The following is a 26,799-nucleotide window of genomic DNA, read 5'->3' as shown; positions in this document are numbered from 1 at the left end:
ATGCGGGACGTGACCGTCGTCCGTACTTCCGTGCTGCCGCCCTACGCCGCGCACCTGCGGGTCTACGAGCCGCTGGCCGCCTACCCGGAGCCCGAACGGGCGCGCTGGCAGGCCTACGCGGCGGAGCACGGCCCCGACGCGCCCGAGGCGGGCCGCTCGGTGGCCGCGGCGGCCCTCGCGGAGCAGCGCTCGGCCCTGGCCGAGCTGATCGGCCGGACCCCGCGGGCGCTGCCGGAGCGCGAGGCCGAGCGGGCCTTCGTCCGGCTGGTGGACGGGGTGCTGTACGTCTGCCCCTGGGCGACCAGGCTGCGCACCTGGCAGGCGCTGGAGGAGCTCCGGGCGGGGGCCCCGGTGGCGCTGCTGGACACCGCGCTGCCGCCGGCCACCCGGGAGGTGGCGGAGACGGACCGGGAGCGCTGGCGGGCCGAGCACCCGGACGCCCGGCCGTGGATCCTCACCAGCCGCTGGGAGGTGCCGGTGCGGTGGTTCCTCCCGTTCGGGGACGAGGATCGATGCTTCGTTCCCGCAGAGAGGGGGGAGAAGGGGGAGGAAGGGGAACGGGGGGACGGGGCGTCACTGTTCTATCTGACGCCCATGGCGCAGGCGCGCCGCCGGGTGGCCCGGGCGTACCGGGCGCTGCGCGAGGCGGTGCCGGAAGGGGAGCTGGTGCGGGGGGCGGAGCAGGTCGGGCGGTGGCTGGAGGAGTTCCATCCGCGGTCGCTGGTGGAGCTGGACTACGGGGGGCTGGTGCATCTGCTGGGGCCGGAGCGGCTGTTGGCGGACCGTTCGGCGGGGGAGCTGGAGGACGGGCTGCGGGCGCTGCGGGCGGGGGACGCGGCGGAGGCGCTGCGCGCGTACGAGGCGCTGACCGTGCGCTGGCGGCGGGTGCTGGCGCTGCGCCACGCCAACTGAGCGGCCGGAGCCGGTGGGAGGGGCGGGCGGAGGCGGCGTCATCGCTGGCCGGTGGGGGTGTCGGTGGTACTTGTAAGACTGTAAGAGTCCTACGGCCCGAGCCGCATGACCAAGGTCCTGGTTCGGGTCAATACCTACCGAACGTGACACTACTCACCGTTGACGCGAACTTACCCCTATGTGCAAAAATGGGACAACCAGCCCAACTTCACGTGAGCGTGCCCACTTTTGGGTGGTTCTGGAGTCGATGTGCGCTTTGCGGGAAAACGGCGGGTCTGGTCCGCTCGTAACCGAATGTCACTATAAGGTGACTGCCCGTTATGGGGTGGTCCATCGCCATCCGTCGGCCTTGAACCCGTGAGGGGTCAATTTTGGCGGTTTGGTCGATAGGGCTGGACGGATGGTGTAGTTGTAGACACCAGGACAAGCCGTTCGTCCTATAACCGACTCGGCCCGTCTATGCCATTTCGGGCATCGCGGGCCAAGGTGCAGAATTTGAAGGATAGAACCGCCCTGGTTCGGTTCTCCCGAGGAGGCCGCTCATGACCGCTCGTACCCCCGATGCCGAACCTCTGCTGACGCCGGCAGAGGTCGCCACCATGTTCCGTGTGGATCCCAAGACCGTGACGCGCTGGGCCAAGGCCGGCAAGCTCACGTCCATCCGCACGCTGGGCGGGCACCGCCGATACCGTGAGGCGGAGGTGCGCGCCCTGCTGGCCGGTATTCCGGCCCAGCGAACCGAGGCCTGACAGAGCCTCGCTCAAGGCTCTTGTAAAGGGGCTGCTTACCGGACTCCGCCGGGTCCGGTAAGCAGCCCCTTTTTCTGTGCCCGCGCACTTCTTCTACAGCTCTGTCGAACCGGCTGCACCGCTCGCCGGATCGACTGTCGTACTCGCGCGATCCACCGGAATGTTGAACTCCGGATAACGATTCGATGGTGGGGAGGTGGGGGGGATTTACTGTGAATAACAGTACAATTTTACATATTAAATTAGCGGGTTCGGGGAAGGGTGTCCGAACGGTCGGTTCCCGGAAGGGGTACGTGACGACCGTCACGCGGACGTCGACTTGTGATCCGTGCCGACTCCGGGATAGAGGAGTGGCCGGTGAAACGCGAGAGGCCCGGAACCAAGCGGTTCCGGGCCTCTCGACTACGGCGATCCTGACGGGACTTGAACCCGCGACCTCCACCTTGACAGGGTGGCGAGCTAACCAACTGCTCCACAGGACCAGAGTGTTTCCTGATCTGTTCGCTTCGTTTGCTGCGCTGCGAACAAGACAGACTGTAGCCCATGCGGGGCCCCCAGGTCGAACCGGCTCCCGAGCCCCTCCTCCGGCCCGTCCGCAGCTCAGGCGGGCCGGAGGGAGGCCGAGGGGTCAGAGCGCCGCCCTGGCCGCCTCCATGGCCTTCAGGATCCGCTTCTCGGAGACAGGTGACGGGGTGCCCAGCGACTGGGCGAAGAAGCTGACCCGCAGCTCCTCGATCATCCAGCGGATCGCCAGCACCTCCGCGGCGGGCTGCCGCCCGGCCGGCACCGCCGCCAGCAGCTCCCCGTAGGCCTGCTGCACCTCCTGCACCTTCAGCAGCTGCTGGGCGTCCCGCTGCGGATGGTTGGGCAGCGCCTCCAGCCGGCGGTCCACCGCCAGCAGGTAGCGCTTGAGGTCCGGCAGCCGCTGCCAGCCCGTCGCCGTCACGAAGCCCGGGTGCACCAGCGAGGCCAGGTGCAACCGGATGTCGTTCACCGCGTTCAGCAGCACCGGACTGCTCACCGACTTCAGCCGGGTCGTCGCCCGGTGGAAGGCGATCAGCGCCGTCGCCGTCTTCAGCGTCGTGTCCGCCGAGAGGTCGTACAGGTCCGCCCTGACCTTGTCCCGCAGCACCGCGAACGCCGCCTCGTCCCAGGCCGGACCGCCGGCCCGGGCCATCAGCCGGTCCGCCGCACAGGCCACCACGTCCTCGAACAGCGCCGCGACCGACCCGTGCGGGTTGTACGACAGCGCCAGCTTGGCCTGGTTGCCCAGCCGGCCCTGGATCGCCTTCGCGGGCGAGGTGGTCGAGAGCATCAGCAACCGCCGGGTGCCCCCCCACATCGCCTGCTGCTGCGCCTCCGGGGTGTCGAACAGCTTCACGCCGACCGACTCGCCCTCGTCCACCAGCGCCGGGTAGGCGCGCAGCGAGTGGCCCCGGGAACGCTGCTCGAAGGTCCGCTGCAGCACCGGCAGCCCGGCCGGCCAGGCGGTCAGCCCCGACTGCTCGATGCCCTGGCCGGAGGCCGCCGAGGACAGCGTCTCCTTCAGCTTGGGCTTCATCCGCAGCCGCAGCTCCTCCAGGTCCTTGGACTCGGCGAGCTTCTTGCGCCCGTCCACCACCCGGAAGGTCACCTTGAGGTGCTCCGGGACCCGCTCCTCGTCCCAGGCCTCCGGAGGCACGGTGACCGCCGTCAGGCGCTTCAGGATGTGCTCCAGGGCCGGCAGCAGCGGCTCCTGGCGCTCCTGGTGGTTCCTCAGCTCGCGCAGCGCGGCCCGGGCGAAGTCCGGGGCGGGGACGAAGTTGCGCCGCACCGCCTTCGGCAGCGACTTGATCCAGGCCGTCACCAGCTCCTCGCGCAGGCCCGGGATCTGCCAGTCGAAGCCCTCCGCGGTGACCTGGTTGAGCACCGGCAGCGGGATGTGGACGGTCACGCCGTCCGCGTCGCTGCCCGGCTCGAACTGGTAGGTGAGGACGAACCGCAGCTTGCCCTGCACCCAGTGGTCCGGGTAGTCGGCCTCGGCGACGCCGCCCGCGGCGTCGTTGATCAGCATCGACTTCTCGAAGTTGAGCAGGTCGGGCTGCTCGTGCCGGGCCTTCTTCCACCAGGCGTCGAAGTGCCGGGTGGAGACGATGTCCTCGGGCAGCCGGCCGTCGTAGAACTCGAACAGGGTCTGGTCGTCGACCATGATGTCCCGGCGACGGGCCCGGTTCTCCAGCTCCTCGACCTCGCCGAGCAGCTTGCGGTTCTCCGCGAAGAAGCGGTGGTGGGTCTCCCAGTCGCCCTCGACCAGGGCGTTGCGGATGAACAGCTCGCGGCAGAGCTCCGGGTCGATCCGGCCGTAGTTGACCTTCCGCGCGGCGACCACCGGCACCCCGTAGAGGGTGACCTTCTCGAACGCCAGGACGGCCCCGGACTTCTTCTCCCAGTGCGGCTCGCTGTAGCTGCGCTTCACCAGGTGCGCCGCCAGCGGCTCGACCCACTCCGGCTCGATCTTCGCGTTGATCCGGGCCCACAGCCGGGAGGTCTCCACCAGCTCCGCCGACATCACCCAGCGCGGCGGCTTCTTGAACAGGCCGGAGCCGGGGAACACCGCGAACCGGGCGCCCCGGGCGCCGCCGTACTCCCGCTTCTCCACGTCGAACAGGCCGATGTGCGACAGCAGGCCGGCCAGCAGGGACTGGTGGATCCGGTCCGCGTCCGGCTCGGCGTCCTCGTGCGCCTCCTCGATGGTGACACCGAGCTGCTTGGCGACCGTGCGCAGCTGGGAGTAGATGTCCTGCCACTCCCGTATCCGCAGGTAGTTGAGGAACTCCGCCTTGCACATCCGGCGGAACGCCGAGGAGGAGAGCTCGCGCTGCTGCTCCCGCACGTAGCGCCACATGGCGAGGAAGGAGAGGAAGTCGGAGCTCTCCGAGCTGAACCGGCGGTGCCGCTCGTCGGCGGCCTGGCGCTTCTCGGCGGGACGCTCGCGCGGGTCCTGGATGGAGAGCGCGGCGGCGATCACCATGACGTCCCGGACACAGCCGTTGCGGTCCGCCTCCAGCACCATCCGGGCCATCCGCGGGTCCACCGGCAGCTGGGCCAGTTTGCGGCCGAGCGGGGTGAGCCGCTTGCGGACGTCCTTCTCGGCCGGGTCGAGCGCGCCCAGCTCGTGCAGCAGGCTGATGCCGTCCTTGATGTTGCGCGAGTCCGGCGGGTCCAGGAACGGGAAGGCGGCGATGTCGCCGAGGCCCGCGGCGGTCATCTGGAGGATGACCGAGGCCAGGTTGGTGCGCAGGATCTCGGCGTCCGTGAACTCGGGGCGGGAGAGGAAGTCCTCCTCCGAGTAGAGCCGGATGCAGATGCCGTCCGAGGTGCGGCCGCAACGGCCCTTGCGCTGGTTGGCGCTGGCCTGGCTGATCGCCTCGATCGGCAGCCGCTGGACCTTGGTGCGATGGCTGTAGCGGGAGATCCGGGCGCTGCCCGGGTCGATCACGTACTTGATGCCGGGGACGGTGAGGCTGGTCTCGGCGACATTGGTGGCCAGCACGATCCGGCGGGAGGAGGAGCGCTGGAACACCTTGTGCTGCTCGGCCGAGCTCAGCCGGGCGTAGAGCGGCAGGACCTCGGTGTGCTTCAGCCTGAGCTTGTCGAGCGCGTCCGCGGTGTCCCGGATCTCGCGCTCGCCGGAGAGGAAGACCAGGATGTCGCCCGGGCCCTCGGCCTGGAGCTCCTCGGCGGCGTCGCAGATCGCCTGGATCTGGTCGCGGTCGCGGTCGACCTCGTCGGTGTCGCCGTCCTCGTCCTCGTCCACGATCGGGCGGTAGCGGACCTCAACCGGATAGGTGCGGCCGGAGACCTCGACGATCGGGGCGTCCCCGAAGTGCCGGGCGAACCGCTCCGGGTCGATGGTCGCCGAGGTGATGATCACCTTGAGGTCGGGGCGGCGGGGCAGCAGCTGCTTGAGGTAGCCGAGCAGGAAGTCGATGTTGAGGCTGCGCTCGTGCGCCTCGTCGATGATCAGGGTGTCGTACTGGCGCAGCTCGCCGTCGGTCTGGACCTCCGCGAGCAGGATGCCGTCGGTCATCAGCTTGACCAGCGTGTTCGGCCCGACCTGGTCGGTGAACCTGACCTTCCAGCCGACCGCCTCGCCCAGCGGGCTGTCCAGCTCCTCGGCGACCCGCTCGGCCACCGTGCGGGCGGCGATCCGGCGGGGCTGGGTGTGGCCGATCAGACCGCGCACGCCGCGGCCCAGCTCCAGACAGATCTTGGGGATCTGGGTGGTCTTGCCGGAGCCGGTCTCACCGGCCACGATCACCACCTGGTGGTCGCGGACGGCGGCGAGGATCTCGTCCTTCTTCTGGCTGACCGGGAGCTCGGCGGGGTACCGGATCTCCGGCACCGCGCTGCGCCGCCGTTCGACCAGCAGCTCGGCCTTGTCGATGTCGGAGGCGATCTCGGCGGCGATCTGCGCGCGGGCCTCGTCCTTGCGGACCCGGCGGGCGCCGTCCAGTCGGCGGCCGATCCGGACCTGGTCGCGCAGGGTCAGCTCGGGCAGGCGCGCGGCCAGCTCGCCGATGCCGGGCGCCTCGCTCCGGGCGGGCTCGGCGGCGGACTGGACTGCGGGAGAACTCACGGCGGGCATCCCTCTAGGTTCGCAAGGAGGGGCGGCGGAGCGCACCTCGGTTTTCGAGCGCCTCCAGTGTCACAGGGGACGCCCGTCCGCTGCCAACGGCGGTCCGGCACGCCGCGGCGACCGTCCGGATCGGGGCGGTCGCGGTGGGTGAGGGGGCCCGGTCGCTACGGCTGCCGGAGGACGATGAAGGCGGCGGCGCCGGCGGCGATGACCAGGGTCGCGAGGACGGCGGCCACGGTCACGGTGATCCGGTCCCGGAACCGCCGGACGGGCTCGACCCGGGCCGAGGCCTCGGTGCTCAGCTCCCACCAGTTGCGGACCCGGTGGAACTGCTCGTCGAAGTCCGGGGACGGGTACAGGTCGCTGTGCAGCAGCCCGGGCAGGGCCCGGCGCCGCCCGTTGGCGATGAACATCCGCACCTGGGAGCTGGTGCCGCCCTGGGCGTCGACCGTGCGGACGTCGATCCAGCGGATCCGGTCCCAGGGGTAGGTGCGGCCGCGCCCGAAGCCCCAGCAGATGGTGATGCCCTCGGGGCCGACCCGGCTCCAGCTGCGGACCGTGACCCACAGGCCCAGGCCGGAGAGCGCCAGCGTGCCGCCGGCGAGCCAGAGGAAGCCCTTGGCGCCGAGTCCGTGCGCGGCGGCGAAGCCCTGGGCGACCAGCAGTACGAGCAGGATCAGCAGCTGCGACCAGGAGGGGCGGTAGCGGTCACGCCCCCGGAATATCAGTTCGTCCACGGCGGGCACCCTACGCCCCGGGTGATGACGGGTCAGCACCCGGGGCGGGAGGGGTTGGGGGTGGTGCTGAGGCGCACTTTGCAAAGTCGCCCCGGGCGGGCTCAGCCCTCCTGGAGGACGAACTCGCGGACCAGTCGGGACCACTCGGCGCCCTGCTCGTAGACGACCACGTGGCCGCTGTCGATCTCCGCGTAGGTGCTGCCGGCGATGGTGTCGGCCAGCTCGCGGGAGAGCCCGACCGGGACGGTGGCGTCCTGGGTGCAGCCGATCACCAGGGTGCGGGCGGTGATCCGGGGCAGCAGCGGGCGGATGTCGGCGCTCAGGTTGAGGTCGATGTGGCGCAGCGCGCCCTCGGTGGGCTCGTTGCCCTTGATGATGCCCTCGAGCGCGTCGGGCTCCAGCGAGTTCAGGTGGTCGCGGCTGAACGCGGTCAGGGTGCCGAACCGGCCGAAGGCCTCGGCGTCGCCGCTGATCGCGCGCCAGGTGGTCATGTGGTTGCGCAGGTAGGCGTCGTCCGGGCGGCTCCAGCCGGCGGTGAGCACCAGGCTGCGCACCAGCTCGGGGCGGAGCGCCGCGAGGGTCGCGGCGACCACCGAGCCGAGCGAGAAGCCGACCACGTCGGCCGGGCCGTCGCCGGCCGCCTCGATCACGGCGGCGATCTGCTCGGCCAGCAGCTCGGGGGTCAGCTCCCGGCCGTCGTCCTCGGTGTCCCCGCAGCCCGCGAAGTCCGGCAGCAGGACAGTACGGCTGTCGGTGAAGTCACCGGTGAGGTGGCCGAAGGTGCCCCCGGCGCCGAAGCCGGTGCCGTGCACGAAGACCAGGGGCGGGTGGCCGGAGCCCTCGACGGTGTAGGAGACGCGGGCGCTGGGGCTGGCGGCGAAGGGCATGACGTGGTTCTCCTCGGGAGTGGGGAAGGGTCGGTTCGGGGGGAGGCGCGGGGTCAGGCGAGGCTCTTGGCGGAGGCGTTCTCGGCGGCGGCCGCCGTCCGGCCGGGGGCGCGTTCGAAGCCGAGCGCGACCAGGACGAGTGCGACGATGCCGCCGGTGGCGACCAGGACGGCGGTGCGCAGGCCGTCGCTGGTGGCGGAGCGGAGCGCCTCGCCGGCCAGGCCGTCGGTGCCGGCGTTGGCGATCGCCACCAGGATGCCGAGGCCCACCGCGCTGCCGACCTGCTGGCCGGTGGAGACGATGCCGGAGGAGATGCCCTGCTCGTAGGGGTGCACGCCGGTCGCGGAGGCGGAGAACATCGTGGTGAAGATGACGCCCTGGCAGAGGCTCAGCACGATCAGGCCGGGCAGCAGCGCGACGTAGCTGCCGTCCGGTGCCATGGTCAGCGCGGTCGCGGTGGTGCCGAGCGCGCCGAGCAGGTAGGAGGCGATCAGGGTGTTGCGGGCGCCGAACCGGGTGGCGAGCCGGCCGCCCAGCATCGAGCCGACGAAGCCGCAGACCATCGGGATCAGGAAGGCGACGCCGGTGCGCAGCGCGCTGTACTCGTGCACGGTCTGGAAGTAGACGGTCAGGAAGTACAGCAGGGTGCCGAAGCTGGCCATGAACAGGAAGGTGGTCAGCACGCCGGTGGACAGGTTGCGGTTGCGGAACAGCCGCAGCGGCATCAGCGGGTCGGCGGTGCGGGACTCGATCGCGACGAAGGCGCCGAGCAGGCCGAGGCCGAGCACGGCGGTGGTGAGCACCGTCGGCGAGGTCCAGCCGGAGGCCGGGCCCTGGACCAGGGTGAAGACCACCAGGGTGGCCCCGGCGGTGGCGGTCAGCGCGCCGGGCAGGTCGAACGAGCGGGAGGCGTCGCGCGGTCCGTCGGCGCCGATCAGCCGGGGGGCGAGCAGGGCGGCGCCGCCGGCCAGCGGCACGTTGACGTAGAACACCGCCTCCCAGCCGAAGGCCTGGGTGAGCACTCCGCCGGCCAGCGAGCCGATGATCATGCCGCTGGCGCCGGCGGCGGCCCAGACCGAGAGCGCCCGGTTGCGTTCGCGGCCCTCGGTGAAGCTGAGGACCACCAGGGCGAGGGTGGCGGGGAACAGGAAGGCGCCGCCGAGGCCCTGGAGGGCGCGGGCCGCGATCAGCAGGCCGGGCGTGTTGGCCAGGCCGCCGAGCAGCGAGGAGCCGGCGTACAGCAGCAGGCCGAGGACGAACATCCGGCGGCGGCCGAACAGGTCGGAGGCGCGGCCGCCGAAGAGCAGGAAGCCGCCGAAGGCGACCGCGTAGGCGCTGACCACCCACTGCAGGTTCTGGGCGGAGAAGTCGAGGCCGCTGCCGATCTCCGGGAGCGCCACGTAGACGATGTTGTAGTCGATCGAGACGATCAACTGGGCGAACGCCAGCAGGGCCAGCAGGAGGCCCGAACGGCGTGGCCCGGCGGCCTGCTCGGCACCGGCGGACGGGGACATGGGGAGCCTTTCGGGGGCGTCGGGGAGGCGGACGGGGGACGGGGGACACAAGACGGGGACACAAGACGGGGGACACAAGACGGGGGTGGCGGTCGGCGGCTACCGCCCCGGTGTGGTCAGGACTACCCGGCGGCCGTTCAACTCGCCCTTCTCCAGCCGCTGGTGGGTCTCGGCGGCGGCGCTCAGCGGCCGTATCTCCAGGGCCCGGGGCCGCAGCCGGCCGGCCGCGAGCAGCCGGTTGACGGTGGCCGCCGCGTCCGCGAGTTCGGCGCCGGAGGCGTGCGAGATGACGAACCCGCGGATCGAGCCGTCCTTCATGTAGAGCTGTCCGGCGGGCAGTTCGGGGCGGGAGCGGGCGCCGGCGAGCAGCACGATCCGGCCGCGCGGGGCGAGCAGGTCGACGGCGGTGGTGAGGTCGTTGGTGCCGGAGGTGTCGACGTGGAGGTCGACGCCGCCGGGGCAGGCGGCGCGGACCAGGTCGGGCAGGTCGGCGGCGCGGTAGTCGAGGACCTCGGTGGCGCCGAGGGCCCGGCAGTGCTCCGCGTCGGCGGGCCGCGCGGTGGCGACCACCCGGGCGCCGGCCTCGGCGGCCAGCACGATCAGGGCGCCGCCGACGTTGCCGCCGCCGCCCGCGACCAGCACGGTCTCGCCGGTGCGCAGCCCGCCGTGGGTGAACAGGGCGAGGTACGCGGTGGCGGCGGGGTGGACCACGGCGACGGCCGTCGTCGGGTCCACGCCGGGGGGCAGGTGGTAGAGCCGGTCGGCCGGGACGGCGGCCCGTTCGGCGGCCGCGCCCTGCCGGCCGTCGTGGCCGAGGCTGTTGGTCCAGACGCGGTCACCGGGGGTGAAGCGGGGGGCGCCGGGGCCGGCCAGGGCCACGGTGCCCACGAGGTCCCGGCCGATCACGAACGGGAAGGGCAGGGGGGTCCGGAAGAGCCCCGAGCGGACGAAGGTGTCGACCGGGTTGACCGAGACGGCGGCCACGTCGACCAGGACATCGGTGGGCCCGGGGACCGGCTCGGGCACCTCGCCGTAGCGGATGTCCGACGCCGGTCCGAGCCTCGGGATGAACGCTGCACGCATGGGGCCGATCCTGCGGGAGGCGCGGACGGGCGGCGGCGGATCGCGGCATCGTTCGTCAACTCCCTGGTCTCGGGCGGAAAGCCGGACGGGGACGGGGTGTCCCCCGACCTGACATAGATGCTACACCGATCGGTGCAATCTCTCATCTGCACGGAGTAGTTTACTTGGCCTCCGGGTCGGGACGGCCTGCTACCGGTCCGACCCACCGCTCGACACCCAAGGACGGAACCACATGGCCACCGACCGACTCCTCGCCCAGCCGGGACCGAGACCCGCCGGCGGGAGCGGAGCGCGGACGACGCAGCCCTCCGCCAGTCGTCTGCCGTCCCTGACCGGCCTGCGCTTCCCCGCCGCCCTTGCGGTCTTCGCGTACCACGCCGCCCTGCCGATCCCGACCCTGCGGTTCTTCGCCGACGACAGCACCGAGTTCCGCTTCGTCGACCTCGCCGACCAGGCCGGCGGCCTCGGTGTGGCCTTCTTCTTCGTGCTCAGCGGCTTCGTGCTCACCTGGTCGGCCCGCCCGGGCGACACCGCCACCGGGTTCTGGCGGCGCCGGATGGTCAAGATCGTCCCGAACTACGTGGTCGCCTGGGCGCTGGCCATGATCTTCTTCGCGGGCTCCTACACCCCGGTCCGCACGGCCGTCCTGAACCTGCTGATGCTGCAGGTCTGGATACCCGACTTCAACACCTACTTCAGCGTCGACCCGCCGAGCTGGTCGCTCGGCGCCGAGCTGGTCTTCTACCTCTCCTTCCCGCTGCTGCACCGGGCGCTGCGGCGGATCCGGCCGGAGCGGCTGCTCCACTGGATCGGCGGCGCCGTCGCCGCCATCGTCGCCACCCCGGCGCTGGCCTACCTGGTGCTGCCCGACACCCCGGGCGTCCCCGGCGGCTACGAATCCTCGGTGGTGCAGTACTGGTTCTCCTACGTCCTCCCGCCGGTGCGGCTGCTGGACTTCGCGCTCGGCATCCTGGTCGCCCTGGCGGTGCGCTCCGGCCGCTGGCGCGACATCGGCATGGTGTGGTCCGGCCTGCTCCTGGTGGCCGGCTACGTCGCCACCCGCTGGGTGCCCTACCTGTACGCCCAGCGGGTGACCACCGTGGTGCCGATCGCGCTGCTGGTCGCCTCCGCCGCGATCGCCGACCGGGACGGCCGGTTCACGCCCTTCCGCAACCGGGCGATGACCTGGCTCGGGGAGATCTCCTTCGCCTTCTACCTGCTGCACTTCATCGTGCTGACCGAGATGCGCGACCTGCTCGGCACCAAGCTGTACTCGACCCCCGAGGGCATCGGCCTGCTGCTGCTCGCGATCGGGGTCACCGTGCTGCTCTCCTGGATCCTGTACCGGCTGGTCGAGGCACCGATCACCAAGCGGTTCTCCTCCCCGCGCCGCAAGCCGGCCGGCCCCGCTCCCACCTCCTGACTCCCACCTCCCACCTCCCACCTTCGAAAGCGAGCCGTACCCATGGGCAAGATCCTCGTCACCGGGGCGACCGGCCAGGTCGGCGCCGAGGTGCTGGCGCAGCTGCTGGCGGCCGGCGCCGACGTCCGGGCCGGCGCCCGGACCCCGGAGAAGCTGGCACCGCCCGCCCCGGTCGACACCGCGGCGCTCGACCTCACCGACCCGGACACCTACGGCCCGGCGCTGGCCGGCGTCGACAAGGTGTTCCTCTACGCGGTGCCGCAGGGCACGGCCGGCTTCCTCGCCGCGGCGCGGGAGGCCGGTGTGCGGCACGTCGTGGTGCTCTCCTCGCAGACCGTCGTGGACGCCTTCCCGGTGCAGAAGCCGATCGTGGAGATGCACCGCGCGGTCGAGGACGCCGTCCTCGCCTCCGGGATCGCGCACACCTTCCTGCGGCCGCACAACTTCGCCACCAACATCCTGATGTGGGGCTGGCCGGAGTCGATCCGGGCCGAGGGGCGGATCCGCTTCCCGTACCCCGAGTCGCACAGCGACGCGATCCACGAGAAGGACATCGCCGCGGTCGCGGTGGCGGCGCTCACCGGCGAGGGCCACGAGAACCGGGCGTACTTCATCAGCGGCCCCCGGTCGATCACCCAGCGCGAGCAGCTCGCCGACCTGGCCGAGGCGCTCGGGCGGCCGCTGGAGTTCGAGGAGCTCACCGACGCCGAGGCGCGCGAGGCCCTCGCCCCGATCGTCCCGATCTGGGTGATGGACGCGGTGGTCGGCTACTGGGCCAACTCCGACGGCGTCCCGACCGAGGTGTCCGACACGGTGGAGCAGCTCACCGGCCGCCCCGCCCGGACCTTCGCCGAGTGGGCCCGCGACCACGCGGCCGACTTCACGGCCTGACCGGCCACCGGGCCCGGCACACCGGAATCCGGATCCGCCGCACCGGCGGGCGGGACCCCGGTGGCCGGGCCACCACCGTCCGCGCCGGACGGGTGGGCCGCGCACCTTAGCGGAGCGGGGTGCGCGCCCTAGCGTGAGCACGGCGCAGTCATCCGCCATTCGAGGGAGACCGATGAGCGGCCCGGCCATGATCAGAACCCTGCCGACGGACCCCCAGGCTCCGCCGGAGGACGCGCAGTTGCTCGACGCCTCGCACGAGGTGCTGCTCAAGGAGCTGTGCGGCGTGCTGTTCGCCTCGCTGCCGCGCAGCGACCAGCGGCGCAAGGGCGCCCAGTACCTGCGCGGGCTGCTGGGCGCCCGCGGACGCAAGTCGATCCGCAACATCGCCACGGTGGTCGGCGGCCCGGCCGCCGAGCAGAGCCTGCACCACTTCATCACCAGCTCCACCTGGGACTGGGGCCCGGTCCGCCAGGCCCTGGCGCAGCACCTCGCCCGGATCGCCCCGCCGCAGGCCTACGTGCTGCGGCCGATGGTCGTCCCCAAGGCCGGCGACCACTCGGTGGGGGTGGACCGCCGTTTCATCCCGGCCCTCGGCCAGGTGCTCAACGCCCAGCAGGCGGTGGGGGTCTGGGCCGCCTCCGAGAGCTTCAGCGGCCCGGTCAACTGGCGGCTGCACCTGCCGCGGACCTGGCTGGAGGACGCGCCCCGGCGCAGCCAGGCGCTGATCCCCGACGAGGTCGACGCGGAGAGCCTCGGCGACTGCGCCCTGGAGGCGGTGCTCGGACTGCCGGCCCGCTGGGGGCTGCCGGTGCGCCCGGTGGTCGCGGACGCCAGGGACGCCGACGGGCTGCGGCTGGTGCGCCGGATACGGGCCGAGCGGCTGCCGATGCTGGCCCGGATCGCGGGCTCGTTCCCGCTGCGGCCGGTCGCGCCGCTGCCCGGCCACCCGGCCGGCCCCGGGCCCGCCTGCCAACTGCTCACCGCGGCGCGGGAACTGCGCCGGCCGGTGGTCTGGTCCGACCCGTCCGGGGAACTGCGCGGCGGGCTGGTGGCCGCCGTCCGGGTGCGTCCGGCCGGGCCCGGGGGCGCCCGGCAGGGCCGGGGCCGGCGCGGCGGCGGGGAGCTGCTGCTGCTCGGGACGGGCGCGGCCGGCGGGCGCTGGCCGGCCGAGCTGTGGCTCACCGACCTGGTGGACCTGCCGGTGGCCGCCCTGGTGCGGCTGGCGCGACTGGTCGACCGGGTGGACCTGGACTTCACCAGGACCGCCGACCGGGTCGGGGTGCGGGACTTCGCGGGTCGCTCGTTCGGCGGCTGGCACCGGCACATCACCCTGGCCTCGGCGGCGCACGCGGTCGCGGTGCTGGCCCGCGGTGACGACCGGCTGTACTGAGGTGACGACCGGCTGTACCGAGGTGGCGGGGTCAGTTGGCGGGGCCGGTCCGGTCGGGCCGGTCGGTCGGGCTGCCGGTCGGACCGCCCGACCGGTCGCCCGCGGCGCCGCCCGTCGGGCCGTCCGCCGCGTCGCCGGGACGGCCGGGGTCGGCGCGGGCGACCCGGTCGAGCAGGGTCCGGCGCACCCGGCTGAGCCTGAGCGCGAGCTGGATCTCGAAGGAGCGCTCGGGCTTCAGCCAGTCCGGGCCGAGCAGTTCGCCGATCCGCTCCAGCCGCCGCGCCACCGTGTTGGGGTGGACGTGCAGCCGCTGGGCGGCGTGGGTCGGGCTGTTGCCGGTGTCGAACCAGGCCTGGAGGGTGCGGGTCAGCTCGGTCAGCCGCTGCCGGTCGTAGTCGAGCACCGGGCCGACCGCCGACTCGATGAACCCCTCGACATCGTGGTTGTCGGCCAGCAGGACGCCCACGAAGCCGAGTTCGCGGGCCGAGGCGGCCCGGCCGACCGCGCCCAGCGAGGTCATCGCGTCCAGGCAGCGCAGCGCCTCCTGGTAGCCGTGGAAGACCGAGGTCGGATCGCTGACCGGCCCGGCCGCGCCGACCGTCACCGGGAGGCCGAGCAGCGGGGTGAGCTCCTCGGCGACCGCGCGGGCGGCCCGGCCCGGGTCGCTGCCGGGCAGCAGCAGCACCGCCCGGCCGTTGTGGACGCGTTTGAGGCCGCTCATCCGGTGGGCGTACAGCCCGGCCCAGGTCGCGGTCCTGCCCTGGGCCTCGCCCTCGGGCCGGGCGACCACCAGGACGTGCGCGGCGGACAGGTCGATGCCGAGCCGGCGGGCCCGGACGTCGAGCTGGCGCGGCGGGCGCTGCGGACTGCTCAGCAGTTCGTCGAGCAGTTCGTCGCCGACGTGGCGGACCGGGGCGGCCGAGCGCTGGCCCTCCAGCAGCAGGGCGACGGCGACGGCCTGGGCGATGCTCTGGCAGAACTCGGCGGCGAGGTCCGCGCGGCGGCCGGTCGGCCGGGCGAGCAGGGTGCCCAGATCGGTGGAGCCGGCCCGGACCGGGGCCGCCCAGAGGGGTCCGGCCAGTCGGACCGGGCGGCCGGCCGCGTGGGTGTCGACGGCGGTGGCGACCACGGTCGGCCCGTCGAGTTCGGGCAGTTCGCCGGTCGAGGCGAGGACGGTGCCGTCGCTCGCGTACACCCGCAGGCCGAGGTCGAGCCGGCGGCCGGCGTCGCGGACGAGTGCGTGCGGGTCGCGGCCGGAGAGCGCCAGGTCGACCAGGGCGCGGTGGGCCTCGGCGAGTTCACCGGCCGGGTCGGCGGCGCCGGCCGGGGCCGCGGCGGGGGGAGTCCGGGCGGCGCGCTCCAGCAGCCGGGCCTTCTCGATCGCCACCCCGGCGAGGTCGCCGAGCGCGGCCATCAGCGAGATCTCGTCGGTGGTGAAGTAGCGCACGGCGCGTTCGGCGACGTACAGGGTGCCGAACGGGCGGGCGCGGTGGCCGAGCGGGACGGCCATCACGGCGCGCAGCCCCTCAGCGCGGATCGCCCCGTCGACCGCCGGGCTGCGCCGGATCCGCTCGTCCACGAGGAAGTCCGGGGTCCAGAACGGTCCCGGGTCGGCCGGTACGCCGCCGCCCAGGCCGAAGCCGTCGGGGACGGCCAGGCCGACCCGCAGCGAGCCGCTCGGGCCGTCGGTGGTGCGGATCCGGACCGGGCCGGGGGCGCTGTCGCCGCCGGCCGGTTCGGAGGTGGTGAGGCAGGAGACGTCGGCGCCCAGCAGCAGCCGGGCCCGGCGGGTGATCACCCGCAGCAGGCTGTCCAGTTCGTAGGGCAGGGCCAGGTCGCGGGCGGTGTCGGCGAGTGCGGCCAGTCCGGCCTCGCGGCGGCGCCGCTGCTGGGACCGGGAGCGGATGGACAGGCCGAGCTGCTCGATCCGGCAGATCGCCTCCCGCTCCGGGGCGGACTCGCAGCTCCGCCGGGCCTGCTCGACCAGTTCCGCCAGTTGGGCGGCCGGAGCCTCGCTGGCCAGCAGTTCCAGGACGTTGAACGCGATTGAGTCGGCGGACCGTCGCGTCATGACCTTCCCTCCCCCTGGGGCGTGTCGTGTGGATCGGCCCTGGTCCGCGACGCTCCCCCGGCCGTCGGCCGGGAGGTACCCCCAGGGCACGCGCGCCCCGGCCCTGCGGCCGGGAGGTGCCCCCATCGCAGCGGCTCCGCCCCCAGCACGGTGGCCGGGAGGTGCCGCTACCTCCGCCTTGCGGTGCACGCACCCCGACGCCGCGGCCTCGTCCGGGCTGATCCACAAGACGCGCCCGGACCCCGTGAACGGAAGGAGTGCGTGACGGCCTGCAATCCGGAAGGTATGCGGGGGCGGTTGTTCCCGTCAAGAACAGGTCCGGGTCGTCCGGGCGGGGCCCGTGGTACCCGAGTGACGGATCATCAGGATGATTCAGCGGAAGGGAAGTCGGGCCGGTTCTTGATCGTCCGGCCGGGCGGCCGGGCGTCCCTCGACGGCGGCGTGCAGGCGGAGCCAGTGGTCGACCAGCAGCGGGACGCTCTGCTCCTCCAGCCGCCGGGCGACCGCGCAGTAGTCGATGCCGAGCCGGCCCAGCCGGTCCAGCACCACCCGGGCCGCCTCGTACTGGCCGAGCAGGGTGTCGCCCTCCAGCCGGAGCTTGCGGACCGCCTCGTCCAGTACCGGCCTGGTCATCGCGTGCGCGGTGCCCCAGGAGACCAGCCCGGCCACGTACCGGGCCTGGGCGGCGGCCCCGCCCAGCGCCGAGTCGGTCCACAGCAGCCGTTGCGGGCGGGCCCCGGAGGCGCGCAGGGTGCGCCAGCGGCCGTCGCCGAGCCGTTCCTCGTACGCCCGGTACATCAGCCGGGCCGCCGCCTGGGCGGTGAGGCCGCGCAGCGCGGCGGCGTCCGGGCCGGCGATCGCGGCCAGCCGCCGGTCGATCTCCCGGTCCACCCGGCCGACCGGGAGCGAGGCCACCGAGGCGATCGCGGCCAGCGGGAGGCCGGCCGCGAGCGCCTGCTCCAGGCCGTCGAAGTAGGCGTCCACCACCTGCCCGTAGCGCCGCACCGAGTACAGGCCGGTGGCGTGCACGCCCAGCCCTCGGCCCACGCAGTCGCGGATCGCGGTGAGGCCGGCGGGGGTGGCCGGGATCTTCACCAGCAGATTGGGCCGGTCCACCGCGCGGGCCAGTTCGACGGCCTCCGCGACGGTCGCGACGGCGTCGTGCGCCAGCCGGGGGTCCAGGTCGGCCGAGACCAGGCCGTCGTGGCCGTGGGTGGCGCGGTGGACGCCGAGGAACTCCTCGCAGACCAGCCGCAGGTCGTGCACGGTGGCGGCCCAGACCGAGCCCTCCGGGGAGACGTGGTGCTCCGCCAGCCGGGCCAACTGCTCCGCGTAGAGCGGGTCGTGGCGCATCGGGCCGGTCAGCAGGGCGGGGTTGGTGGTGGCGCCGCGCAGACCGGTGCGGTCGATCAGCCGGCCGAGCAGGCCCGAGGTGACCAGGCCGCGGTTGATCCCGTCCAGCCAGGGCGAGACGCCCTCGGCGATCAGCGGCCGCAGGTCTCCGGTTCGGGGTTCGGCGGCCGGCGGTTTCTTCACTGCGGGATCACTGCTCCTCGGCTCTGTGACGGACCGAAAACGGTGCCGTGGCCGAGGATAGGCAGCAATTCGTGCCCGGAAAAGTGAGCGCCCCGGTCAATGTCAGGTCGGCCCCGGGTCAATGCCGGGCCGGGCGGGGGTCAATGCCGGGCACGGTCATTGCGGGGCGCCGGAGAAGTGGCCGCCGAGTATTTGATGGAGTGCGGCCCCACCTGACGAAGTGCCGGGAACTCCGTTGGCCGGTCGGCCGTCCACGGTCAACGATCGGTGGAAGGCGCCCACGTCACCGAGGAGTTCACCGCCATGACCACCATTGCCGTCATCTATTGGTCCTCCACCGGAAGTGTCGCCAGGCTGGCCGGGGCGGCGGCCGACGCCGCCGGGAAGGCGGGCGCCGAGGTGCGGCTGCGCCGGATCGCCGACCTGCCGGACGACACCTATGTCCCGGGCACCGAGGAGGCCGCGCGGGAGCTGCGGGACCGCACCGCGGACGTCCCGGTGGCCACGCTCGACGACCTGGCCTGGGCGGACGGCATCCTGATCGGCACCCCGGTGCGGTTCGGCCTGCCGGCCGCGCCGGTGCTGCGGTTCGTCGACGCGACGGCGCCGCTGTCGATCCCCGGCGGGCTGGCCGACAAGGCGGTGTCCGCGTTCACCTCGGGTTCCGCGCCGCACGGCGGCCACGAGACGGCGATCCTCGCGCTGCACAACGCCTTCTGCCACTGGGGCTCGCTGATCCTGGCCACCGGCTCCACCGACCCGGTGCTGTTCCGCCCGCAGAACGGCAACCCGTACGGGGCCAGCGCGGTGTCCCGGAACGTGCCGGGCCAGGTGCACGAGGAGAACATCGCCGCCGTGGAGTTCCAGGCCCGCCGGGTGGTCCGGGTGGCCGGACTGCTCGGCGGCCTCGCCGACCAGTAGCAGCCCCGCCGGTCCGGGAGGGAGACGTCAGTGGACCACCTGCTCCTGGGACAGCTCGCCGACCGCCCCGCCGGGCAGCAGCCGGACTGGCCCGATCCGTTCGAACTCGCCGCCGCGAAGAAGGAGTTGGCCGACCGCCCGCCGCTGGTCGCGGCCACCGACGTGCACCGGCTGCGGGCCCTGCTCGGCCGGGTCGCGCGGGGGGAGGCGCACGTCCTCCAGGCCGGCGACTGCGCCGAGGACCCGCAGGAGTGCACCGCCGGGGACACCGCCCGCAAGGCCGCGCTGCTCGACCTGCTGGCCGGGCGGCTGAAGCTCACCACCCACCGCCCGGTGCTCCGGATCGGCCGGATCGCCGGCCAGTTCGCCAAGCCCCGCTCCAGCCCCACCGAGCTCTGCGACGGCGTCGAACTCCCGGTCTACCGGGGGCACCTGGTCAACGGCCCGGAGCCCGACCCGGTCCGCCGCACCCCCGATCCGCGCCGGCTGGCGGCGGGCTACGAGGCGTCCCGCCGGGTGCTGGACCACCTCCACCGGCTCGCCCCCGGCGACCCGTCCGTCGCCTGTCCGCCGGTGTGGGCCAGCCACGAGGCGCTGCTGCTGGACTACGAGCTGCCGCTGCTGCGCCGGGACGCGCGGGGCCGCCCGCTGCTCGCCTCGACGCACTTCCCGTGGATCGGCGAGCGGACCAGGGACCCGGACGGCGCGCACGTCGCCCTGCTGGCCTCGGTGGTCAACCCGGTCGGCTGCAAGGTCGGTCCGAGCACCACCCCGGCGGAACTGCTGCGGCTGTGCGCCCTGCTCGACCCCGGCCGGGAACCCGGCCGGCTCACCCTGATCGCCCGGCTCGGCGCCGACCGCGTCGCCGAGGTCCTTCCGGGGCTGGTCAGGGCGGTGCACGCGGCCGGCCACCCGGTGGTCTGGCTCGGCGACCCGATGCACGGCAACACCGTCGCCGGGCCGCACGGGCTCAAGACCCGGCTGGTGCCGGACCTGGTCCGGGAGGTCGAGGCGTTCCAGCGGGCGGTCCGGGCGGAGGGCGCCGTCGCCGGGGGCCTGCACCTGGAGACCACCCCCGACGACGTGACCGAGTGCGCCGACGACGCGGCCGGGCTGGCCCGGGTCGGCGACAAGTACACGAGCCTGTGCGACCCGCGGCTCAACCCGCGCCAGGCGGTCGCGGTGGTGTCCGCCTGGCGCGCCTGAGCGCCGGGCGCGCGGCCGCGCACCCCTTCCGAACTCCCCGCACCATCCCGTTCCGACCCGTGCACCACCCCCAACCCACCCGCGGCCCGAGCTGTTGGTCCGCGTCCCCCAGGGAGGTCCGCACATGAGAAACAAGGTGACACTCGTCACCGGCGCGGCGGGCGGCATCGGCGCCGCCGTGGTCCGGCTGCTGGCCGTTCGCGGCGCGCTGGTCGCGGCCGTGGACCGGGACGCCGACCGCCTCGCCGAACTCACCGGCAAGCTGGCCGCCGAGGGCCTCACGGTCGCGGCCGTCCCCGCCGACGTCACCGACAGCGCCTCGGTCGAGGCCGCCGTCGACACCGCCGAGCGGGAGCTCGGCCCGATCGACCACCTGGTCAACAACGCCGGGGTGCTGCGGCTCGGCGAGGTCCGCGACCTCACCGACGAGGACTGGCGGACCACCTTCGCAATCAACGCGGAGGGCGTCTTCCGGGTCTCCCGGGCGGTGGTGCACCGGATGATCCCGCGCCGCCGCGGCGCGATCGTCACGGTCGCCTCCAACGCGGGCCTCACCCCGCGCGCCGAGATGGCCGCCTACGCGGCCTCCAAGGCGGCGGCCACCCACTTCACCAAGAGCCTCGGCCTGGAGGTCGCCCGCTACGGGATCCGCTGCAACGTGGTCGCGCCCGGCTCCACCGACACCCCGATGCTCAGCGCGATGTGGGCCGACGGCGTCGACGGCCGGGCCGCCACCGTCGCCGGGGTACCGTCGGCCTTCAAGGTCGGCATCCCGCTCGGCAAGCTGGCCCGGCCGGAGGACGTCGCGTACGCCGTCGCCTTCCTGCTGTCCGACGAGGCGGGCCACATCACCCTGCACGACCTCACGGTGGACGGGGGTGCCGGGCTCGGTGCGTGACGAGACCCCCGGCGCGCCGGAGCCGCCGGACCCGCTGGACCGGGTGCTGGCCGCCCGGCCGCCCGCGTTCGCGCTGCTGCACCGGCCCGAGGCCACCGGCCCGGGAGTGGTGGAGCTGCTGCTCGGCGAGGTGTCGGCGCCGGCCACGCTGGCCGACCTGCCGCTGGCCGAGCTGTCCCCGGACCACGCACAGCCCGGCGGCGAGCGGCACGAACTGCTCGCCCTGGTCCCCTACCGGCAGATCGCCGAGCGCGGCTTCGAGGCGCCGGACGACGGCACCCCGCTGCTCGCGCTGACCGTCACCGAGCAGTCCGAACTGCCGCTCGCCGAGCTGCTCGACCGCCTCCCCGACGGCCCGGTCGACCTGACCGGCGGCGCCTTCGACATCGGCGACGAGGAGTACGCGCAGACCGTCCGCCGGGTGCTCGCCGAGGAGATCGGGGAGGGCACGGGCGCCAACTTCGTGCTCAGGCGCTCCTTCGTCGCCGCCGTCGGCGGGGACACCACCACCGCCGCGCTCACCCTGTTCCGCCGGCTGCTCCAGCGGGAGAGCGGCGCCCACTGGACCTTCCTGGTGCACACCGGGGAACGGACCCTGGTCGGTGCCACGCCCGAGCGGCACATCAGCGTGCACGGCGGGCGGGCGGTGATGAACCCGATCAGCGGCACCTACCGCTACCCGGAGCAGGGCCCGGAGCTGGCCGGGCTGCTGGAGTTCCTGGCGGACCGCAAGGAGACCGACGAGCTCTGCATGGTGCTCGACGAGGAACTCAAGATGATGGCCCGGATCTGCCCGGGCGGCGGCCGGGTGGTCGGCCCGTACCTCAAGGAGATGGCCCGGCTCGCGCACACCGAGTACTTCATCGAGGGCCGGACCGACCGGGACCCGCGCGAGGTGCTGCGCGAGACGCTGTTCGCGCCCACGGTCACCGGCAGCCCGCTGGAGTCCGCCGCCCGGGTGATCGCCAAGTACGAGCCCGGGGGCCGGGGCTACTACAGCGGAGTGGCCGCGCTGATCGGCCGGGACGCGGCCGGCGGGCGCTCCCTGGACTCCGGGATCCTGATCCGCACCGCCGACATCGACCCGGCCACCGGCCGGCTGGGGATCGGCGTGGGGGCGACCCTGGTGCGGCACTCGGACCCGCGCTCCGAGGTGGCCGAGACGGACGCCAAGGCGGCCGGGCTGCTCGCCGCGAGCGGGGCCGGGCCGGCCGGGCCGCTCACCCCGGCGGACGGCCGCCGGGCCGGGTTCGCCGCGCACCCCGAGGTGCGGGCCGCCCTGGCCGGGCGCAACCGGGACCTCTCCGGATTCTGGCTCGCCGAGGTGGACGGACGGGCCCGTCCGCGCCCCGAACTGGCCGGCCTGCGGGTGCTGGTGGTGGACGCCGAGGACACCTTCACCGCGATGATCGGCCACCAGCTGCGGGCGCTCGGACTGGAGGTCGGGGTGCGCCGGTTCGACGAGCCGTACTCGCGCGAGGGGGCCGACCTGGTGGTGCTCGGGCCCGGGCCCGGCGACCCGCGCGACACCTCCCATCCGAAGATCGCCCATCTCCGCGCGGCGGCACGGGAGTTGCTGGCCGAGCGGCAGCCGTTCCTGGCGGTCTGCCTGAGCCACCAGGTCCTCTCCGCCGAGCTGGGCCTGCCGCTGGTCCGCCGCGCGGTGCCCAACCAGGGGGTGCAGCGCCCGGTCGACCTGTTCGGCGCCGCCGAGCGGGTCGGCTTCTACAACACCTTCGCCGCGGTCTGGGACGCCTGCCCGGGCGGGCCGGGGGAGTTCGAGGCGCCCGGCGGCGGCGCGGTCCGGGTCGCCGGGGACGCGGCGACGGGCGAGGTGCACGCGCTGCGCGGGCCCGGCTTCGCCTCGGTGCAGTTCCACGCCGAGTCGGTGCTCACCCTCGGCGGCGTCCGGATCACCGGTGATCTGATCGCCCACGCGCTCGGATTGCCGGACTCCGTTCGAATATCGCCCGAAGCTCCCGAATTCCCCTGACAGGTTGTACGCGTCCCACAGCCGTTCCATCCGGAAAAGCATTACCGGAGCCGGAAAAGCCCGCCCGAAGGCACCGGACCGCCGAACCACCGAAGCACGGAACCACCGAACCACCCGGATCACCGAACCACCCGGATCACCGGACCACCGATCACCGGAACACCGACCAGAGGAGATCACCGTGCTGGACGACGCCATGGTGGACGCGTACCTCGCCCGGATCGGCGCCGAACGGCCCGAGCGGGCCGACCTCGCCGCGCTCACGCACCTCCAGGAGCGGCAGGTGCTGTCCGTGCCGTTCGAGAACCTCGGCTACCACCTCGACGAGCCCATCCACATGGACGAGCAGGTCCTCGACAAGATCGTCCGGCAGCGCCGGGGCGGCGGCTGCTACGAGGTCAACCCGGCCCTCTCGTTCCTGCTCACCGCCCTCGGCTACCAGGTGGAGATCCTCCCCGGCCGGGTCCACCGCCCCGGCGGCACCCTCGGCGCGGCCCTGTGCCACCTCGCCCTGCGGGTCACCGTCGACGGCGAGCAGTGGCTGGTCGACACCGGCTTCGGCCGCAACAGCCGGCACCCGCTGCGGCTGGACTCGCGCGAGGTCCAGCAGGACCCGGACGGCGAGTACCGGCTGGCCGACGTGGAGGGCGGCGGCTTCGACGTCTTCCTCAACGGCAAGCCGCTGTACCGGCTGGAGGACCGCCCGGTGCGGATCGAGGACTTCCGCCCGACCCTCTGGTGGTACCGCACCGCGCCCGAGTCCCCGTTCATGCAGGACGTGTTCTGCTCGCTGCGGACCGAGGACGGCCGGATCACCCTCAAGGGCAACCAGCTCTCCACGGTGGCCGGCGGCGAGCGCGGCAGCCAGGAGTTCGGCACCGACGCCGCCGTCCTGGAGGCGTACAAGACCTACTTCGGGTTCAGCCTCGACCGGCTGCCCGACCAGCCGTCCGGCGGGGTCACCGCCGCCGTCCAGACGGGATGAGCCCCGACATGACCACCACCACCGGACCCGACCCGGACGCCGGCCTCCCGCCCACCGACCCGGCCCGGCTGCCCCTGGTCTTCGCCGAGGCCTTCAACGCCGGCGACGCGCAGGCCGTGGAGCGGCTGTTCGAGCCCGGCGCGGTCTTCGTCAACAAGCCCGGCGAGGCGGTGACCGGTGACGAGCGGCGCGCCGCCACCGGCCGGTTCCTCGCCTTCGGCCTGCCGATTCGGATCGAGGTCCGGCACTGCTACGTGGCCGGCGACCTCGCGCTGCTGATCGGGGACTACCTGATCGAGGGCGAGGGCCCGGACGGTCCGCTCCGCGACGAGGGCACGGCCACCGACGTCGCCCGGCGCGGCGCCGACGGCCGCTGGCGCTACGCGATCGACAACCCGCCCGGCACCGCCCGCTGACCCGAGGAAGGACCGCTGTGCCTGCTGCAGCCAACCCCGCCGCCGACCCGCTGCTGGACCTGCCGTTCGACGCCGTGCCGGATCCCGACGAGTACCTGCGCGCCGCGATGCGCTGGCACTTCTCGCCGGAGACCGGCTCGCCGTTCTGGCTGGCCCGGGCCGCGGGCCTCGGCTTCGACCCGCTCACCGAGGTCCGCACCCACGCCGACCTCGTCAAGTTCCCCAACCTCGCCGGCGAGCTGCGCACCGCGCGGGTCGAGGACCTCGTCCCGCGCGGCTACGGCGACCGCCCCGAGGTGGTCGGCGTCTACGAGAGCGGCGGCACCACCGGCGCGCCCAAGCGGATCGTGCTGCTGCGCGACTGGCTGGACCGGCTGCTCGGTTGGTCGAGCGCCCAACTGGACGGCCACGGCGTGCCGCAGGGCGTCAACTGGCTGGTGGTCGCCCCCACCGGCCCGCACATGGTCGGCGACGTGATCAAGGCCCAGACCGCCTACCGGGGCGGCCTGGCCTTCACCGTCGACCTCGACCCGCGCTGGGTGAAGCGGCTGATCTCCGACGGCAAGGGCGCCGAGGCCGGCGCGTACGCCGAGCACATCGTCGACCAGGTCGCGTACCTGCTGGAGACCCAGGACATCGGCGTGCTGATGTGCACCCCGCCGGTGCTGGAGCGGATCGCCCGCCGCGACAACCTGGCGAAGCTGGTCGGCGAGAAGATCCGGGCGATCAACTGGGTCGGCACCCAGATGGACCCGGACACCCGCCACCTCTACCGCACCGAGGTCTTCCCGAACGCCGTGCTCTACAGCGGCTACGGCTCGACCATGATCCTCGGCAACGCCAGCGAACGGCACGGGCTGACCGACGACGACCCCTGCGTCTACGACCCCTACTCCCCGTACATGAGCTTCGGCGTGATCGACCCGGAGACCGGGCGGACGGTGGAGTACGGCGAGCGCGGGCAGGTGGTCATGCACCACGTGTCCAAGAGCCTGCTGATGCCCAACAACCTGGAGCGCGACCGCGGCACCCGGATCGCCGCGCTGCCGGGACACCTCGGCGACGCGGTGGCGGACATCGCCCCGGTCCAGGAGTTCGACAACGAGACCGTGATCGAGGGGGTGTACTGATGACGCAGCCCGCGCAGCAGCCCGCACAGCCCGAGCCGCCCGGGCAGCAGCCCGCACAGCCCGGGCCGCAGCCGCTGCTCCAACTGGACGCGCTCGGCCCCGGCGAGCCGTTCCGGGCCCGGCGCCGCACCGAGGTGGCCGACGTCACCGGCGCGCCGTTCGCCGAACTCAGCCTCGTCCCGAAGCTGTTCGTCACCCGGGCGATGCGCGCCCTGCACGCGGCCGAGTCGCTGCCGGCCGAGGAGCGCTTCGCCGCGCTGGCCCGGGCCGGCCGGATCTTCACCTCGGAGACCATCGACGGCCTGGACTTCCCGTCCTACGAGCGCGCCGTCGCCCGGGTCTCCGGGGTGCCGATCACGGTCGTCCGGGACGCCACCCGGGCCATCGCCGACTCCGCCGAGAAGGCCGGCTGGTCCGCCTACCGGGCCCGCCCGGCCGGCGCGGTGAGCGACTGGCGGGACGGCGCCACCCTCGACGGCAGCGCCGTCTGGACCAGGCGCGGCGAGGTCTTCGCCGTCCACGCGGCCGGCAACCACCCCGGCCCGCACGGGCTCTGGCTGGAGGCGCTGGCCCTCGGCTACCGGGTCGCCGTCCGCCCCTCGCGCCGCGAGCCGCTCACCCCGCACCGGCTGGTCACCGCGCTGCGGCTGGCGGGCTTCGCCGCCGACCAGGTGATGCTGCTGCCCACCGACCACGAGGCCGCGGACGAGATCCTGGCCGGCGCCGACCTGGGCATGGTCTACGGCGGCGACGAGGTGGTCCGCAAGTACGCGGGCAGCACCGTGCTGCCGCAGGGCCCCGGCCGGTCCAAGATCCTGGTCACCGCGGACACCGACTGGCGCGAGCACCTGGACACCATCGTCGACTCGATCGCCCACCAGGGCGGCGTGGCCTGCATCAACGCCACCGCCGTCCTGGTCGAGGGCGACCCGGCGCCGCTGGCCCGGGCGATCGCGGAGCGGCTGGCCGGGATCCCGAGCCTGCCGCCGGAGGACGAGAAGGCGGTGCTCTCGGTCCAGCCGGTGGCCGAGGCCCGGGCGATCGAGGCGTACCTGCTGCGCCGGGCGGCCGGCACCAGGGCCTGGCTCGGCGGGGACGGCGTGGTGGCCGAACTCGGCGACGGCAGCGCGGTGCTGCGCCCGGCCGTGCACCAGCTGGACCGGCCGGACGCCGATCAGACCGGCGTCGAACTCGCCTTCCCCTGCGTCTGGGTGGCGCCGTGGACGCCGGAGGCGGGGGTGGCGCCGCTGCGGAACTCGCTGGTGCTGACCGCGCTCACCGGGGACGACGCGCTGTTCGACCGGCTGCTCCGGGAGCCGAGCATCAGCAACGTCTACCGGGGCGACCACCCGACGTACTGGATCCGGCCCGGGGTGCCGCACGACGGCTACCTGGGGGAGTTCCTGATGCGGACCAAGACCGTCATCCGGGGCTGAAGC

General features: G+C 73.6%; 20 protein-coding genes and 1 tRNA gene. 13 read left to right on the top strand and 8 right to left on the bottom strand.

What is annotated here, in order from left to right; translation table 11 throughout:
- Both OG715_RS21395 and bldC read left to right on the top strand, forming a co-directional pair.
- The gene (locus tag OG715_RS21395) at nt 1-912 is read left to right on the top strand and encodes a hypothetical protein (RefSeq protein WP_407661001.1); all 912 of its coding nucleotides are present in this window, start codon (nt 1-3) and stop codon (nt 910-912) included.
- A gap of 542 nt (nt 913-1,454) precedes the next feature.
- Nucleotides 1,455-1,661 carry a developmental transcriptional regulator BldC gene (gene bldC, locus OG715_RS21390; protein WP_014137253.1) on the top strand — a complete coding sequence of 69 codons (207 nt, stop codon included), beginning with the start codon at nt 1,455-1,457 and terminating at the stop codon, nt 1,659-1,661.
- A 408-nt stretch (nt 1,662-2,069) separates the two neighbouring features.
- On the opposite strand, the gene OG715_RS21385 is transcribed toward bldC, so the two are convergent.
- From OG715_RS21385 to OG715_RS21360, 6 genes are all read right to left on the bottom strand, one after another.
- Nucleotides 2,070-2,143, bottom strand: a tRNA-Asp gene (locus tag OG715_RS21385).
- A 146-nt stretch (nt 2,144-2,289) separates the two neighbouring features.
- Nucleotides 2,290-6,288 carry an ATP-dependent RNA helicase HrpA gene (gene hrpA / locus OG715_RS21380; protein WP_407661000.1) on the bottom strand — a complete coding sequence of 1,333 codons (3,999 nt, stop codon included), beginning with the start codon at nt 6,286-6,288 and terminating at the stop codon, nt 2,290-2,292.
- A gap of 155 nt (nt 6,289-6,443) precedes the next feature.
- The gene (locus tag OG715_RS21375) at nt 6,444-7,016 is read right to left on the bottom strand and encodes a hypothetical protein (RefSeq protein WP_266270435.1); all 573 of its coding nucleotides are present in this window, start codon (nt 7,014-7,016) and stop codon (nt 6,444-6,446) included.
- 101 nt (nt 7,017-7,117) lie between these two features.
- A complete protein-coding gene (locus OG715_RS21370) occupies nt 7,118-7,903 on the bottom strand; it encodes an alpha/beta fold hydrolase (RefSeq protein ID WP_266270434.1) in 786 nt (261 codons plus the stop codon).
- Between the two features lie 53 nt (nt 7,904-7,956).
- Nucleotides 7,957-9,417: an MFS transporter gene (locus OG715_RS21365; protein ID WP_266270433.1), complete on the bottom strand. Its 1,461-nt coding sequence runs from the start codon at nt 9,415-9,417 to the stop codon at nt 7,957-7,959.
- Nucleotides 9,418-9,516: 99 nt separating this feature from the next.
- On the bottom strand, nt 9,517-10,500 hold the full coding sequence (locus OG715_RS21360) for an NADPH:quinone reductase (protein WP_266270432.1): 984 nt from the start codon (nt 10,498-10,500) through the stop codon (nt 9,517-9,519).
- 232 nt (nt 10,501-10,732) lie between these two features.
- Here OG715_RS21360 and OG715_RS21355 point away from each other — a divergent pair, with 232 nt between their 5' ends.
- From OG715_RS21355 to OG715_RS21345, 3 genes are all read left to right on the top strand, one after another.
- Nucleotides 10,733-11,923, top strand: coding sequence for an acyltransferase family protein (locus tag OG715_RS21355; protein WP_266270431.1), 1,191 nt, complete (start codon nt 10,733-10,735; stop codon nt 11,921-11,923).
- A 42-nt stretch (nt 11,924-11,965) separates the two neighbouring features.
- A complete protein-coding gene (locus tag OG715_RS21350) occupies nt 11,966-12,814 on the top strand; it encodes an NAD(P)H-binding protein (protein WP_266270430.1) in 849 nt (282 codons plus the stop codon).
- Between the two features lie 187 nt (nt 12,815-13,001).
- Nucleotides 13,002-14,204, top strand: a complete 1,203-nt coding sequence (locus tag OG715_RS21345; protein WP_327064155.1) for an IS701 family transposase — start codon at nt 13,002-13,004, stop codon at nt 14,202-14,204.
- 31 nt (nt 14,205-14,235) lie between these two features.
- On the opposite strand, the gene OG715_RS21340 is transcribed toward OG715_RS21345, so the two are convergent.
- Together OG715_RS21340 and OG715_RS21335 are read right to left on the bottom strand one after the other, a co-directional pair.
- The gene (locus OG715_RS21340; protein WP_266270428.1) at nt 14,236-16,275 is read right to left on the bottom strand and encodes a helix-turn-helix domain-containing protein; all 2,040 of its coding nucleotides are present in this window, start codon (nt 16,273-16,275) and stop codon (nt 14,236-14,238) included.
- A gap of 372 nt (nt 16,276-16,647) precedes the next feature.
- Nucleotides 16,648-17,811 (bottom strand): transaldolase family protein, encoded by a 1,164-nt coding sequence (locus OG715_RS21335; protein ID WP_266270426.1) that lies wholly within the window; start codon nt 17,809-17,811, stop codon nt 16,648-16,650.
- A gap of 303 nt (nt 17,812-18,114) precedes the next feature.
- Here OG715_RS21335 and OG715_RS21330 point away from each other — a divergent pair, with 303 nt between their 5' ends.
- From OG715_RS21330 to OG715_RS21295, 8 genes are all read left to right on the top strand, one after another.
- Nucleotides 18,115-18,732 carry a flavodoxin family protein gene (locus OG715_RS21330; RefSeq protein WP_266270425.1) on the top strand — a complete coding sequence of 206 codons (618 nt, stop codon included), beginning with the start codon at nt 18,115-18,117 and terminating at the stop codon, nt 18,730-18,732.
- 30 nt (nt 18,733-18,762) lie between these two features.
- Nucleotides 18,763-19,938, top strand: coding sequence for a 3-deoxy-7-phosphoheptulonate synthase (locus tag OG715_RS21325; RefSeq protein WP_266270424.1), 1,176 nt, complete (start codon nt 18,763-18,765; stop codon nt 19,936-19,938).
- A 124-nt stretch (nt 19,939-20,062) separates the two neighbouring features.
- The gene (locus OG715_RS21320) at nt 20,063-20,836 is read left to right on the top strand and encodes a 2,3-dihydro-2,3-dihydroxybenzoate dehydrogenase (protein WP_053648643.1); all 774 of its coding nucleotides are present in this window, start codon (nt 20,063-20,065) and stop codon (nt 20,834-20,836) included.
- The gene (locus OG715_RS21315) at nt 20,829-22,829 is read left to right on the top strand and encodes an anthranilate synthase family protein (protein WP_323182143.1); all 2,001 of its coding nucleotides are present in this window, start codon (nt 20,829-20,831) and stop codon (nt 22,827-22,829) included. Before OG715_RS21320 ends, OG715_RS21315 begins: the two co-directional genes overlap by 8 nt.
- Nucleotides 22,830-23,010: 181 nt before the next feature.
- Entirely contained in the window at nt 23,011-23,814 is an 804-nt protein-coding gene (locus OG715_RS21310; protein WP_266270423.1) for an arylamine N-acetyltransferase family protein, read from the top strand.
- An 8-nt stretch (nt 23,815-23,822) separates the two neighbouring features.
- On the top strand, nt 23,823-24,230 hold the full coding sequence (locus OG715_RS21305) for a YybH family protein (protein WP_266270421.1): 408 nt from the start codon (nt 23,823-23,825) through the stop codon (nt 24,228-24,230).
- Between the two features lie 17 nt (nt 24,231-24,247).
- The gene (locus OG715_RS21300; RefSeq protein WP_266270420.1) at nt 24,248-25,360 is read left to right on the top strand and encodes a phenylacetate--CoA ligase family protein; all 1,113 of its coding nucleotides are present in this window, start codon (nt 24,248-24,250) and stop codon (nt 25,358-25,360) included.
- A 74-nt stretch (nt 25,361-25,434) separates the two neighbouring features.
- Nucleotides 25,435-26,796, top strand: a complete 1,362-nt coding sequence (locus tag OG715_RS21295; RefSeq protein WP_266271762.1) for an aldehyde dehydrogenase family protein — start codon at nt 25,435-25,437, stop codon at nt 26,794-26,796.
- Nucleotides 26,797-26,799: the final 3 nt, after the last annotated feature.

This window comes from Kitasatospora purpeofusca (assembly GCF_036010405.1).
Taxonomy (GTDB): Bacteria; Actinomycetota; Actinomycetes; order Streptomycetales; family Streptomycetaceae; genus Kitasatospora; species Kitasatospora purpeofusca.
The sequence above is the reverse complement of the archived record's forward strand: the minus strand, read 5'-3'. Positions and strand labels throughout refer to the sequence as shown.